Below are 14,870 nucleotides of genomic sequence, written 5' to 3'. Positions count from 1 at the left end.
GCAAGCATATTTATGCAATTACATAAAAAAATATAGAATTGGCACAATATTTGCTCTATTTAAAGATAAATTATGACAAGAGTCAAGGAGGATAAAGAATATGAAATATGGTTGTCAGTCAATGGTAGGAGAAATTGAAGCAATTTTAATTAAACGGCCGCAGGAAGCTTTTATCAGTCAAGAGAATCTGGATAAAACATGGGAAGAATTTAAATACTTTGGCTGCCCGGACTATGAGACAGTTCTAAAGGAATATGAGGTTTTTGAAAAGATTATAAGAGATAATGTGAAAGAAGTCTACACCCTTCCTTACGATTCAAGAACGGGATTAGATTCAATTTATGCACATGATCCTTTGAAAATAACAAAAAAAGGAGCCATTTATTTCCCTATGGGCAAGGTTTTGAGAGGCAAGGAATATTTGGCAACAAGAGAATACCTGGAATCTATAGGGATACCGACACTGGGAGAAATTAAAGCTCCGGGGAAAATGGAAGGCGGAGATGTTCTATGGATTGATGAGAAGACTGTTGCTATAGGAAGAGGCTACAGAACAAATGATGAAGGTATCAGACAGTTTAAAGAATTGACCAAGGATGTGGTTGAAGAATACATCATTATACCGATGCCTCATGGAGACGGAGTAGATGCCTGCCTGCATTTAATGAGCATTATCAGTTTTGTGGATTACGATAAGGCTGTTGTTTATTCAAAATATATGCCGGTTTTCTTTAGAGAATATTTGATAGACAAAGGAATCACCCTGATTGAGGCCGATGATGATGAATATGATTATCTGGGAACCAATCTATTAGCTTTAAAACCGGGCAAAGTCGTATTCATCAAAGGGTGCCCAAAGGTTCAGAAGAAGCTGGAGAATCTGGGGGTAGAAGTTTTAACATACGAAGGAAAGGAACTTTCCTATAGAGGTACAGGCGGTCCTACTTGTTTAACTGCTCCGCTGTTTAGAAAATAAAATAATAGAAATTTACAAGTTAGAAAGGCAGTGGCTGTTTATGGATAATAAAAATCAGATACTGGAAGGAATCGGTCAGAGGATTAACGAGATCCTTCTTCAATATATTAAGGCACAAAGCTTTACGTTCAGTAATGGCGAAAAGGATGCAGAAGTCTTTTTAATGAATCACTTTTCAAAAATAACATACTTTAAAGATCATCCGGAATATTACGGAACTTATAAAATTGCGGAAGATCCATTTAACAGGGCTGTTTCTTATGCAATGGTAAAAGGAAATGGGGAGGATACGGTCGTATTTATTCATCACAATGACGTGGTGGAGGTAGAGGATTATAAACTTCTTAAGCCTTACGCTTTCTCCCCTAAAGCGTTAGAAGAGGAGCTGCTGAAAATTAAGGCGGCCTTGCCGGAGGAAGCCCAGGAAGACTTGTTGGAGGGAAGCTATTTATTCGGAAGAGGTGTCTGCGACATGAAGGGCGGAGGCTCCATACAGCTTGCCCTTCTGGAGAGATACAGCGAAATCAAGGATTTTAATGGCAATGTTATTCTTATTGCCGTTCCGGACGAAGAAAATCTTTCGGCGGGAATGAGAGCTGCGGTCAGCTTGCTGAAAGAACTAAAGCGTACATACCATTTCAATTATAAGCTTATGATTAATTCGGAACCGCATCAAAGAAAGAATCCGCAGAAGGGAGTTTTTTCAGAAGGTTCTGTTGGAAAGGTCATGCCGTTTATCTATGTGCGAGGATATTTATCCCACATAGGAAAGGTCTTTGAAGGTTTCAATTCGCTGAACTTAATGAGTGAGATCGTGAGGAATACAGAGCTTAACTTGGATTTCAGTGATATCGTAGGCAGCGAGATGGCTCCGCCGCCTACGTGGCTGTATTTGAAGGACAATAAAAAACAGTATGATGTATCCATGCCGTTATCTGTGTCCGGCTGTTTCAGCATATTAACGCTGAATCGGACTCCGCAGGAAATCATGGATCGAGTAAAAGACATCTGCCGCACCTCTTATGAAACCATTCTGGAAGAAATGCAGGGCAGATATAAGAGGTTCGCAAAGATAAAAAGGTTAGAATCCGACACGCTTCCATGGGAAGTAAATGTAGTGGCTTTTGCGGAGCTGTATGAAGAGGCTTGTAAAAATTATGGAAAAAAGTTCAGAGAGGATTATAAAAAGCTTGTTCAGGCTGTAGAAGCCAAATTTAATACCGGTCAATGCAGCATCATAGAGTGTAACTTTGAACTGGTTGAATTTGTTTATCAATATATTGATGATATATCTCCGAGAATCGTATATGGGCTGGTGCCTCCATACTACCCGAATGTAGCGAACAGGCATTACAAAGACTTAGATGAAGAAATCTTTCACTTATCTGACCGGCTCTGCAGATATACGGAAAAAGAGTTTGGGCAGATATATGAGACAGAGGATTTTTATACGGGGATATCCGATCTCAGTTATACCAGTATAACGAAAGGGGAGGAGACCGTGAAGGCATTAAATGCGTATATGCCATTGTTTGGAGACTTTTATTCCATACCGATTGGCGATATTGAAGAAATTTCTATGCCTTGTATAAATATTGGACCTTGGGGAAAGGATTTTCATAAGCTTACAGAAAGAGTGTACAAAGAGGATCTGTATGACCGAACCCCGAAAATAATCAATAAAGCAGTGGATTTACTGCTCAATAAGCCCCAAATATCGTAAGGAGGAAAGATGATGGATAGTAAAAGAGAAATACCTGAAGACAGCAAGCTTGAACGTAAATTAAAACCGAGACAAATGAATATGATCGCAATAGGAGGAGCTATCGGTACGGGACTGTTCGTCGCTACCGGTTCTTCCATCAGCACTGCCGGGCCCGGCGGAACGATGATCGCATATGCCATTATCGGAATCTCCGTATATTTTATGATGACGGCTTTGGGAGAAATGGCAACCTATTTACCGGTTGCAGGTGCTTTCGAATTATATTCGAAAAAATACGTGGATCCGGCATTTGGGTTCGCAATGGGGTGGAATTACTGGTATTGCAGTACGATGACTATCGCTACCGAACTGGTCGCCTCCGCTATTGTTATGAAATTCTGGTTCCCTGACAGTGCTTCTGCCATGTGGAGCTCTATCTTTATAGTACTGCTGTTGTGCCTCAATCTGTTTTCTGTCAGCATATTCGGCGAATCCGAATTCTGGTTTGCCGGTATAAAAGTAGTGACTATTATTATCTTCTTAGTGGTTGGTGTGTTGATGATATTTGGCGTTTTTTCAAACGACAGCCCAGGATTTTCTAATTGGACTGATGGAGAAGCACCGTTTGTCGGAGGACCTTTTGGCATATTCAGCATCCTGATGGTGGCAGGGTTTTCCTTTGTTGGAGTTGAAGCCACAGCTATTGCAGCAGGGGAATGTGTCAATCCGGAAAAAAATGTTCCAAAAGCAATTAACAGTGTTTTCTGGAGAATATTGATCTTTTACATAGGCGCGATCTTTGTAGTAGCGACATTGATTTCCTACACAGACCCGAATCTGTTAAGTGCAGATGTAGATAATGTAGCGGTCAGCCCTTTTACAATTATTTTTGAAAAAAGCGGTATCGCTATGGCAGCTTCTTTAATGAACGCAGTCATTTTAACATCGATTCTTTCCTGTGGAAACTCTACCTTATATTCGGCCAGCCGTCTGCTGTATTCCATGGCTATTTCAGATCATGCACCTAAAATATTTGCCCACACCAGCCGAAAAGGTGTACCGATTTACGCTGTGGTCGGCACTTTGATTATAGCCTGTCTGTGCTTCCTGACTTCCTTTGCCGGTGACAGTGTGGTGTACACATGGTTATACAATGCAACTGGCCTTACCGGATTCTTGACCTGGTTTGGTGTTTGCATATGTCACTTAAGATTTAGAAGGGGTTTTGTAAAACAGGGAAAGGATTTGTCTGTGCTGAAATACAAAGCAAAATTATATCCTTTTGGAACCGTTTTTTCACTTATCGTGTCCGGAACTGTTATTATAGGGCAGGGATATTATGCATTTTCCGCTTCGGGAGTAGACTGGTATGGAATCCTTGTAGCCTATATAGGCCTGCCGATTATGGTGGCATTATATATCATAAGAAAAATTGTCAAAAAGACTCATATTGTTCCGCTTGAAGAAATGGATCTATCCAGAAATGATATAGTGAAGGAAGATCTGTAACCTGTAATATCGTTCGAAATATTCATATATTTAGGGTACTTAAAAAAGGCTTGCCAAAAAGTGTTATACGGATTGGCAAGCCTTTTGTCGGAATAAGGCGTATTTTGACGAATAAAAAAACGTTACTTTTTTACATAAAAAGGGTATTCTTTTATAAAGTAAATCTTTATTAATTTATCAAAATATCCTGATAAATTATAGAAGAGGAGAGCCAATAAAAATCACATTTGCTAAGTTAAGGAAAATAGAAAGGATGGGATTTTATGAAAAAAAGCTATAAACTTTACGCCGCTTACGGAAGTAACATGAGCTTAAAACAGATGGCTCGAAGATGCCCTGGTGCAAAAATTTTTGGCGTCGGGGTGATAGAAAATTATAAGCTGACCTTTAGAGGATCCCGAAGAGGACTGGCAAATATCGAAAAAAATGAAGGAGCAAGTATTCCGGTCGTCCTTTGGAAGATTACAGCAATCTGTGAAAAGGCTCTGGACTTTTATGAAGGATTCCCTAAGCTTTATGTAAAAAAGCAGATTCCAGTCCGATTTGAAGAGGAAGAAATAGAAGCGATGACCTATGTGATGTCGGATAGGTATTGCAATTTTCCTGTGAAGCCCAGCCCCTATTACATAGAAATGCTCCAACAGGGCTATGAAAGCCATGGCATTATAAAAGATGGAATTTTTGATGCTGTTCAGGACATTTACAGAGAATTGGCTATGAAGAAAATTTATCAGCGATAAATGGAGGACAAGCTCTGTATCTGTAAAAGTAAATCAATAAACTAAAAATTTCTGTATAAGGCCTGAAAACATATCGTAGATGTGGTTTCAGGCCTTTGGTTTTCGCAAAAAACTAATGAGTTTTAAATTCATTAGTTTTTTGGTATGGTGAAGAGATGTTTATACAAATATGTATAAAATGAAAATCAGATATAATAACCCGCTGAGCATGAGAATGTAAGCCTGAATAGTTTTTTGCCATTTCATCCAGGTAAAGTGAAATATCGCGGAAATCAAAGCTAATACCGCAGAAAGCAGAGTGACTCCCGTTAGATGCCATGGGGTAAATATCATACCAAATACTACTGGAAAACAACTTTGAAATATCATGGCACCGGTTATATTACCCAGTGCCAGCGTATCTTTCTTTCTGCCCGTCCAGATAACAGAGTTCAGTTTTTCCGGAAGCTCTGTAGCGATTGGCGTAACGATCATGGATAAAATCAGAGGGGTAATACCGAGGACTGTTGACAGACTTTCTACATATCCTACAAATAGATGAGCCCCCCAGATGATAGCGGCTAAAGCTATAGCCAGCTGCAATATTATCCAGAAGAAATTTGTTTTTACCCGAAGTATTTTGGCAATATATAAATCATCTAACTCCTCCATTTTTTTGCTGTCCTCACAAAATGTATTTTTTAGATAAATGAAGTAGGAAGCCAATAGCAATATGGCGATTGTATTTTTTACAATGGTGTGGGCAGATATAAAACTGGTTAATACGGCAATGCCATAGATTATTATAAAATATTTTAAATCCCTGGAGATAATATTTATGTCAGCATTTATCTGCAGGCTTCTCTTCCCCAGAAGAGAGTAAATACAGACAGCTGTACCTACGACAAAAAAGGCTAAAGTACCCAGCATAAAAGGAGCACCTGCAATGGCGCCTACACCGATTGCATTCGCCCCATCTCCCTTATAAAAAATAATTGCAATAATGGGAATAACTGTCTCCGGTAGAGCCGTACCAATCGCGGCTAGGACACTGCCCACAACGCCTTCTCCCAGATTCAATTTTTTGCCGAACCATTCAATGGCATTCGTAAAAACAAAACAGGCAAGTAAGATCAGGGATAAACTTAGAATAAGCAATATTATATTTAGTATCATAGCAATTCCTCCTAAAAAACAAAAAAGACTTTTAACACAACTCGGTCAAGAGTTATGTTAAAAGTCTCATTACCAAAATCGGCTACAAAGCCAGACAGACAAATCTGCCAGGATGTTGACTTTGTATATTAATTACTCCCTTTTAACATCTGTAACGTGATTTAGCGCAGCTTTCTAAAATTCGTGCATCATCATATTAACTTTAAACATGATATACCTTATTGGGAAGATTGTCAACTTGAGAAAAAATAATAAAAAAATAAATGTAAAATATTTACAAACAGAAAATTAAGATATATAATACATATATGTAATAAAATGTCAGATGAACTTTGATAATTAAATAATAAGCAGAGGGCTTTAAATATAGATAAATCAGGGAATAAATAAAATAAATAGAAAACGATTGTAGTCTGATCCTTGCTTTTGTATTGCATTTGGCATGATGATATTTATGTATATGGGTTTAATAGTTAGAGAAGTCTAGTGATGCAGTACTCAATGCAAGGGTAGAGGAAATCTTTAAATTTTGAGAGGAAGGAAATCTGATATAAGATTAAATGAAAAAATGGATGGAAATAATGTAAAATTATTGAAATTCAGATAGGCTTATGGTAATATATAAGTATAAGGGTTGCCGTTTGGCGGTTTGGTCACCTACAGACAAAAGGGTATGGGCTCGGAAGAAAGTAGGTGATGCTATGGAATTTGTTACATATAGCGGACTGTTTCAGTTCTCTTTAGTAATAATTGGAGTTGTCTCCATTTGTGTAACCGTGTGCATTGCCATACTTAAACACAAGAAAAAGCAAAACCGCCTAATCCTTTTCGGTTTAGACGGTCTTGTTACAAACGATATTGTGATTAGCCGCCATACCAAAAGCGATAATCCTTATACCAACAGTATAGATTAGATTAAACTATTCGTCAAGCCTTCCCCTGACCTAGTGAGGGAAAATATAGAAATAATGAGGAAATCGAATGAAGAAGAAATTATTAAGTGTAATGTTAGCAGGCTACTTGCTGATTGGAGCTGCATCCGCAGCTTATGCCGCAGACGGAAATACGCCATCGGCGGGAAACGTGAATTACTCCGATCTCAAAAGTACGAACTGGGCATACGGAGCAGTAAGCACCATGAGCGAAAAAGGTATCGTAAAGGGCTATCAGGATGGCAGCTTCAAGCCGGCCAATACTGTTACCTATGGTGAATTTATAAAGATGGCACTGATCGCAGCTACCGGAGAAGATATCGGAAACAGCACCGAAGGGAACTGGGCGAAAGGATATTACGACAAAGCTCTGGAACTAAAGTACTTTGGGAGTACCGACATTAAAGCAGATCAACTGGACAGACGGATTCCAAGAAGTGATATGGCTCTCATTATTTCCTCTATCTTAGGTGATACGAAGATCGGGAACTACGATGAACTGGAGAACAGTCTTAAAGATGTGAATGCAGCCACAAAATACGATTATGACATCATTAAAGCCTATGCAGCAGGCATTATAACCGGATATGAGGACAGCACCTTTAGACCGGAAAATACGCTGACAAGAGCCGAAAGTGCCACCGTTATTTACAGGCTGATCGATGAAAGTAAGAGAGTGCTGCCGGAAGAAAAGAAAGAAGAAAGCAGCAGCACATCTGGAACAGATATTGCTTCTGTTATAAAGAACTATAAGACGTTTGGCGTAAGTAAATATAGTGGTACGGACTCAGACGGTAATTATGAAGAGTGGTATGAACCTGGACCTTTTGCCGAGGCTACCAGTTATGAATTTGTAACAGATATGTCCGGATATAAAATAGAGGAAAAGGTCAATAATGGGACAAAAGGACTTAGAATCAATGGCAAATATCCATTAGACTTAGGGTGGGGCAATCTGTATTTTATGAAAGACGGAGAACTTGTGGAGTTTACCAGTGATGGAATTCATGAATCAGATATAACAACGATTGAATATTTTGTATTTCCACGATATCAGAATGTAGACCATGTGATCGGAATTATGCCAAATCCGCTGTATCAAGGTAAATAGAAGATAAAATAAACAGAAAACCCTTGCATTTTTTACTGAAATGTGGATATAATAAAGAAAAGGATTACCGCCTTTGCACTGGTGGTTAGTCCGAATTCGAACTGAGCCATCTAAATTGCTAATTTAGGTGGCTGTTGCTATTTTTTGAGTCGATATAAAGTAATGACTCCGACTACAAACATACCTAACGTACTAAACGCTGTGATAGCTTCGTAAGTAATCATAAAAGCATCACCCCCTTTTCAAGGAAGTGACCAACCACCAAACGGTAATCCACAGGAATAATATAGCAGAAACTTTAACAAAATTCAACGCATAAGGAGGATTTCATGTTAATTATACAAAATAAAATAATACGAAAAAGTATATCCATACTTTTGATACTGGCCCTGATTTTATCAGGGTTTTTTATTGCACCAAATCAGATTCATGCACTGTCCATAGAAAAGACGGTGACAAAGTATCATCTGGATATTGGTGTCCAGCAGGTATGGGGAACGGAAGATAAAAATGAAAATATCCTCTGGGATGATGACATCGGGCCGGGAGAGAATATGTACAATATTAGTCCCAGTATAACCTTTTCTCAGGCGGTTTCCAATGTAAAGGCATATGCATATAGTGCTTCTAGGTTTGATTGGGATAATAAAGAGCATTACAGTAGCAACGTAGGAAATGAGGATTACTATAAAGACAATTATGCTGATTATGCATCCAGGTCAATCAATGTAACAAATTGCTCTTCAAGTGGAAAAAATGTCAGCTTTTCATACAATGCCGCCATGAATAGCACGGATCAATATGATTTGACCAAAAAGTTAAATGATGGCAGAATTGATCAGGTCTTCCGCCTGATGGCAGGCCCGAACTCCAGCGATCCGGAAGGGGATGTAAAGAAGAACTTCCCGGATCTATATAAAAAGCTGAATGCCGGCAGAAATGGTGTCGACCCCAAAGTTCATGCATATATGTATTTCACCCCGGTCATCATCCAGTATGATGTAAAAGAACTGGTGGAAGTGGGAGCCATTGATGCGGACCTGAATCTTCCGGTGACTGCTAAGACTGGGGAAAGCTATGGGGTAGCTGACAATTCTTATGTAGAAGACATATTATCTCTGGAGAATGCTGTCCTAGAGAAGCGAATCGACGGCGGGGACTGGCAGCCGGTCACCACGTGGGAAGGAACCGGAGAGAAAGGAAAGAACACCGGAGGGAGCACCACCGAAAAATCAGAGGAAGTATGCAGCATCACCTACCGCATCACCATAACCGCCTCGGATGGACAGAAGGACACGGCTCAAAAGACCATTACCATTACCGACGGAAGGGAGATCAAAGGGCAGGCAATATTGGAGCTGGACAAGTATACCTATGAGGGGCATCCGGCGGATGCGGAGGACTGGTCTGAATTTACCGTGGATGGAGTCCGCTATTCAGCGAAGCGGGCATACGAAGAGAAGATCGCTTCCAATCGGTTCCGTACAGAGGGCGGCAGTGTAAAAAAGGATGGATATGATGCCATCGTGACCTATCCTAAAAGGGGGACGTACCCGGTGAACTTAGAGGTCACCATAAAACCCACAGGGGAGAAACTGACCGACACAAAAAACATTGAAGTCCGAAAGACTCCTTATGTAGAGGATCATTTGGGCGGATTCCAAAAACAGAATCGAAAGCAGATCCTGACCTTTAACATTGCCACCTATCCGGACAAGCCAATTGTGGATTACGACATTACCATCAAGGATTTGAAGAGCAATGAAGTAATCAGTTTGACCAAGGCGGCTCCACAGGAAAACGGAGCCTGTATCAAAACAAGAACTGTAAAAAGTGAAGTACAGGATAAATACTGGACTACTTTAACTGTAGAATTTCTAACCAAGTATCCTCGCTATGACTTAACGGGTGATAATTCACAAAGATTTAGCTATAAGATTAAAGTAACGGACAGCAAAGGGGATTCGGATGAAGCGTATAAAGAGTTCGAAGTGGTTCCGGATAAGCCGCCGGTACCGGTTATTACTATGCAGACGGCGTTCCTTCGGGCAGAGGGCGCCAATACCGCCAAGCTGGAAGCGGCGGACGGAAGCAGCAGCGACGGCGATCAGCTGGAGCGTACTTGGAGCATTGTCAATCAGGATCCTTTAAATAATAAAAAAATAGGGGATTTTGTACATGCAGAATCTGTTGACGGTTATGAAGCTCTGGCCTTCGGAACCAATCAGACCATCGGCTGGAATAAAGATGGGGTCGGAAAAACGACCGTAAAGCTCCATGTGAAGGATGTGTGGAATGAACCGACCTTAGAGGAATATATTTCGCCGTCAGACTATCTGGAAGCGGAGACTACAGCAGGAACAGAAGTCATTAATATTGCCCCTGTGGTCAGCATCGAGCCTCTTGAAATGCTGAAAGCCAATCTGGCTATCCTGGTCAAGGCCGGGGACTATGACAGTCTGTTAGCCAGCAGCAACGAGCTTTCTGCGGCCTTAATAGAAAAGGGTTTCGACGGAAGGGTATCGTTCATTTCGGTAAGGGAGCCGGTAGAAAGTATGGCATTAAAAAGCTCTGTCAGCATCAATGATGCTTCTTCCTCCGGAGGCACTCGGATATCCGACAGCAAATATGTCTATGTGATCGATCCAAATTCTCAAATTAGGGCATTGAGGGAAGATGGAACCACGGCTTGGAGCTATTTACTGGAGAACAAGTATGACCATAAGCTCTTTGTGGATGATAAAGAAAAATATCTGATCTATTGCTCCGGAAGCGACAGTGCAGATCAAAAGCCGGAGAACTTTACCCTGATATTCGACAGCAAGACGGGCGCCCTGTTAAAACGGCTGGATGGCTTCACATTCAGCAGCAGTGCGAAGCTCTTTTTGAGCAGGGATGGGAAACGGCTGTACAGTGCAGATCCCAAGGGGATACAGCGGCTGGACTTTAAAACGGGCAGCGTATCGGTCATTCTGAGCGGTGAGATCTATTGCCCAAGGATAGAAGGGGGCAAGCTTGGATTTATCGGTAAGATAGCCGACGCCAAATACTATATCGGAAAATTTGACCTGACTTCTGAAAAGACCAATCAGACAAACCTGCCGGATATAGACTATAGGGATCCGATCAATGCAGAAGGGATGTCTTGGATGCGCCCCATGGACTGGGATACCGAAGGGAGGGTGCTGGTTGCCCGAAAGCTTTATGAAGATTACGATGGACCCGAAGGGGGCGAAGCTTGGGTCTTAAATAGCAGAACGCAGACACAGGTCCATTCATATAACTCGGTGGGGGATGATAGGGGATGGGAAGCATTCCTCATCAAGGATCCGGATGGCGCGGGTAGGTACTTTGGTATTTCATCCAGCCATATGGGGACCTCTAAATATTACAATGATCTGACCTTATATAAAGCGGATGCAGAAAACAGTTTAGCGGCGCCCCTTATAGCCAGTTCAAGTTCCGGAAAGACCGGAGCTGCCAAAATAGCCAATATGGGGTACTTGGATGAAGAGACTAATAAGATCTATGTATTTGGTGCAGAAAACTATGGAAGGTCGTGGATATATGATTTAAGTGCCGGGAAGTGGGAGGTGGAATACGGAGGACTAAATTATGTTGGACTGGATGAACTCTCCGGCAGAATAGAGACCCATGACGGACGATTAGTCAGCCTGTACTATGGAAACAATTTTAGTACCTATCCCATGTATTATATCCAGCAATATTCCCTTCCGATCACCTCGGATCAAGCCACCTATAACGGACTGATCCGGCAATCCGGATTTACCGGCGATGCAGAGAACTTCATCATAAACAGGACTGGTAAAGCGGCTGAAAAGGTAGATCGGTATGCAGAAGAGCAGGGAGTCATGAAGCTGGATATGGGAATCGGAGAAAAGATAACGGCTCTTGCAGATAAGATCAAGGAGCTTGGAAAGCAGGCGAGCTACAAGTTAAGTCTGGCAGGAGATGGAAACGCCAATCTGGCAGAGGTCAGCAGGAACTTTCTTCTGGAAGGAAACACGGAGTATGAATATAGCTATCAGGAGCAGACTGCTTCCGGAAGTGCTATAGATGCTTTCAGTGTAGAAAGAAATCCCCAGGCTATGAACGGCAAGCCTGTCTACAAGGAAGTGATCTACCGGGCAGATCTGACCAATGGAGCGAATGACTATATTACCAAGGGCTTTGTACATTTTGATACAGGGATATGGTTCAATGGGAGCAAATACGGGGAAGCAGGTTATGGCGGTGGTCCCAGTTCTAAAAATGGCAATTCAGCGGGCCCGGTCCTCTCCTTTACCATGGAAAGGAATGGATATATCCAGCTCGATATGGCCAATGACTGCTATGGCTATTACGGCAGAGAGCGGATGCTCAAGGTAGATGGCAAGTTAGTTGGTATTCAGGGAGATCATGATCCGGATTACGGACAGGAGAAAACGACCTTTTTCATTTTGCTGAAAGCAGGAAAACATACCATATCCAGTGAAGGCGACCGGGAAGAAGTGCACGATGTCATAAAGGCGATCGAGATCGGATATTTATCGGAGCAGGACAATACTTTTACCAAGCAGACGGTAGCCGGCCTTTCGGACGGAAAGCTCCAGACGGTAACAAACAGATTCACCGCACCTAAGACCGTCGCTTATTCCGAAGTACAGTCCGCATCTTACCCGGCACTGAATTTATATCAATTACAGAGCACCGGGCAGCTCACGTGGAGTAATTGGCCGGGGGATAATGGCTATTATACCATATCCGGAGACGGAAAGAATTTATATGCCACCTATACCGGGCGTATTTCGAGCAAAGGCAAATATACTATAAAGTTTTCCGGAAATATTACCGCTCCTGCCGATAAAATGATGATCCTTTATTCCGGCAGAGATGCCAGGATACTGAATCCCGGCGAAAAATACGGGATCTCCTACAGTGAGCAGCATTATGACGGATATCCATATAACAGGACAGATACGATCATAGAGGACTTTTATGCGATAGAAGTCCCTGTCGGTACACTGGGGATCACAACGAGCAGTGCGATCTCTTTTGGGGATAAAAGCCCTTGTATTAAATATACCATTAAAAATGAAAAGGATAACAGGTTCTATAAAATAGGCTTTAGCGGTGGAGCAGCAAGCTTGACCCAATGCCAGACCGGATATGCAAAGGAGGTATCCGGCAAAATATCCTTATCCACAAAGGGAAGCGGCAGCCTGACGCATTTGCTCCTGTCCGATTTCACCTTGTGCGCCGTATATCCAAAGCTGAATGCAAAAGGCATGATCTATGAAAATAGATGGAACAGTTCTCTGAGCTTGATGAATTGGCAGGATAGGAGCAAGGGTACCGGAAGAGCGGAAATGGAGCAGTCAGAACCGGAGAAGAAGGAAGAGGATGCCCCTCTTGTATATAGGAAAGGGCAGCTGGTAACGTACAAGATCTACTATTCGGACTATGAAGAAGACCCCAGCAGATCCGGATACTGGCTCTATGCGCATACTCCGTATAACGACGGAGCACATCCGGAGGCCGCCATTCTTTATGATGAAGATGGCCATATCACGTCGATCTGCGGGCAGAATGTGACACCGGGAGCGGTCAACATAGACGAAGCCTTGAGCATAGCAAAAGCTAAGGGGCTGAAAACAGTAGACAAGCCCATTGACCGGTTCTATGTGGACGGAAAATATACGGTGTATCACTGGGAAGTGGATGATACTTCAAGAGGAAAGGTGGTAAATGGGTACCCGGCTTATGATAAGGGTTCTAACACGGCAGATCTTACGTTCTATGTGGAAGGCGGAGCGTCCGCCCCATGGATCACAGGAATCAGCACCAGCCCAGCCAAAGTCACAGAAAACAATTATTTTAGTATTAATGTGGGCATTGACGATGCGGAAAAAGATATTCTAAACCTTACCACAGAGGTCTATAAGGATAAGAAGCTGATCTTTACCCACCGGAAAAAGAATATCTATCCGATCGATTCCTTGGGTCAAACAGCTGTGAATGGGCAGCATGAAGATGGTACCCCAGCGGCAGGGACTATTACTTATCCGGTGACGAATACGGGAGCATTGCCGGACAAAGCACAGACCGGTGCCTATGAAGTGGTCTGTACCGTAAGAGATCAAACAGGAGCAGGACTGGGAACCTATCGGTTCATCGTCGTATCCGAAGGAAAAATAACCGGAGAGGTGTATCACACAGAGCAGTGGGATGTCAATCGAAAGAAATACAATATAAATCACTTCAAAAATGAGATCAACAGGAGCATACCGTACCTGGAGTATATGAAGCTCAATATACCGAGGACCAGGGGAACCAACATATTCTGGTCAGGGGAGAGGTTCATGCTGACTGCTGACACAGCAGGAAGCCCAACAAAAGTAACGTGCAGTATAAACGGAACGTCCTTTTCAATCGGTATGAAAGACAGCGGAAAGAAAAATGCTGCCGGGGAGGCCATTTATACGGGAAGTCTTTGGGACAAGTCCATGATCAGCAAATGGGGAAGAAAAGAGCCTATAGAATTGACCTTTACCTTTACCGCTTCTTACGGCGGCGGCACGACGAAAAAACATGAAGTGAAAGTGATCGTAGATACCATGGAGGATTACTGGAAACTCCATAGAGCCTTTTAATATTGGGTAGTCATACGGCTAAAATTTTTCTGGGACTTTCTGCAAGGATATTTAGCACATAACCTCTATTTGATTGGAATATCTTAATA

At 42.0% G+C, this 14,870-nt stretch carries 7 protein-coding genes; 6 read left to right on the top strand and 1 reads right to left on the bottom strand.

The genetic code is table 11. The features are described from left to right. Nucleotides 1-100: 100 nt before the first annotated feature. The 4 genes from EQM06_RS11740 to EQM06_RS11725 all read left to right on the top strand — a co-directional run bounded on the left by EQM06_RS11740 (nt 101) and on the right by EQM06_RS11725 (nt 4,930). Entirely contained in the window at nt 101-976 is an 876-nt protein-coding gene (locus EQM06_RS11740) for a dimethylarginine dimethylaminohydrolase family protein (protein WP_128746547.1), read from the top strand. A 40-nt stretch (nt 977-1,016) separates the two neighbouring features. Continuing rightward, nucleotides 1,017-2,699, top strand: coding sequence for a M20/M25/M40 family metallo-hydrolase (locus EQM06_RS11735; RefSeq protein WP_128746546.1), 1,683 nt, complete (start codon nt 1,017-1,019; stop codon nt 2,697-2,699). A 12-nt stretch (nt 2,700-2,711) separates the two neighbouring features. After that, nucleotides 2,712-4,190, top strand: a complete 1,479-nt coding sequence (locus EQM06_RS11730; RefSeq protein WP_164914475.1) for an amino acid permease — start codon at nt 2,712-2,714, stop codon at nt 4,188-4,190. A gap of 263 nt (nt 4,191-4,453) precedes the next feature. Continuing rightward, on the top strand, nt 4,454-4,930 hold the full coding sequence (locus EQM06_RS11725) for a gamma-glutamylcyclotransferase family protein (RefSeq protein ID WP_128746544.1): 477 nt from the start codon (nt 4,454-4,456) through the stop codon (nt 4,928-4,930). A gap of 159 nt (nt 4,931-5,089) precedes the next feature. On the opposite strand, the gene EQM06_RS11720 is transcribed toward EQM06_RS11725, so the two are convergent. Continuing rightward, nucleotides 5,090-6,085, bottom strand: coding sequence for a sodium:calcium antiporter (locus EQM06_RS11720; protein ID WP_128746543.1), 996 nt, complete (start codon nt 6,083-6,085; stop codon nt 5,090-5,092). A 981-nt stretch (nt 6,086-7,066) separates the two neighbouring features. Between EQM06_RS11720 and EQM06_RS11715 the strand changes: the two genes are divergently transcribed. Both EQM06_RS11715 and EQM06_RS11710 read left to right on the top strand, forming a co-directional pair. Next, nucleotides 7,067-8,128, top strand: coding sequence for an S-layer homology domain-containing protein (locus tag EQM06_RS11715; protein ID WP_128746542.1), 1,062 nt, complete (start codon nt 7,067-7,069; stop codon nt 8,126-8,128). Between the two features lie 329 nt (nt 8,129-8,457). Next, a complete protein-coding gene (locus tag EQM06_RS11710) occupies nt 8,458-14,781 on the top strand; it encodes a hypothetical protein (protein WP_128746541.1) in 6,324 nt (2,107 codons plus the stop codon). The last annotated feature ends 89 nt before the right edge of the window (nt 14,782-14,870 follow it).

Source organism: Aminipila luticellarii (assembly GCF_004103735.1).
GTDB classification, from domain to species: domain Bacteria; phylum Bacillota; class Clostridia; order Peptostreptococcales; family Anaerovoracaceae; genus Aminipila; species Aminipila luticellarii.
This window is presented reverse-complemented; position numbering and strand designations above follow the sequence as displayed.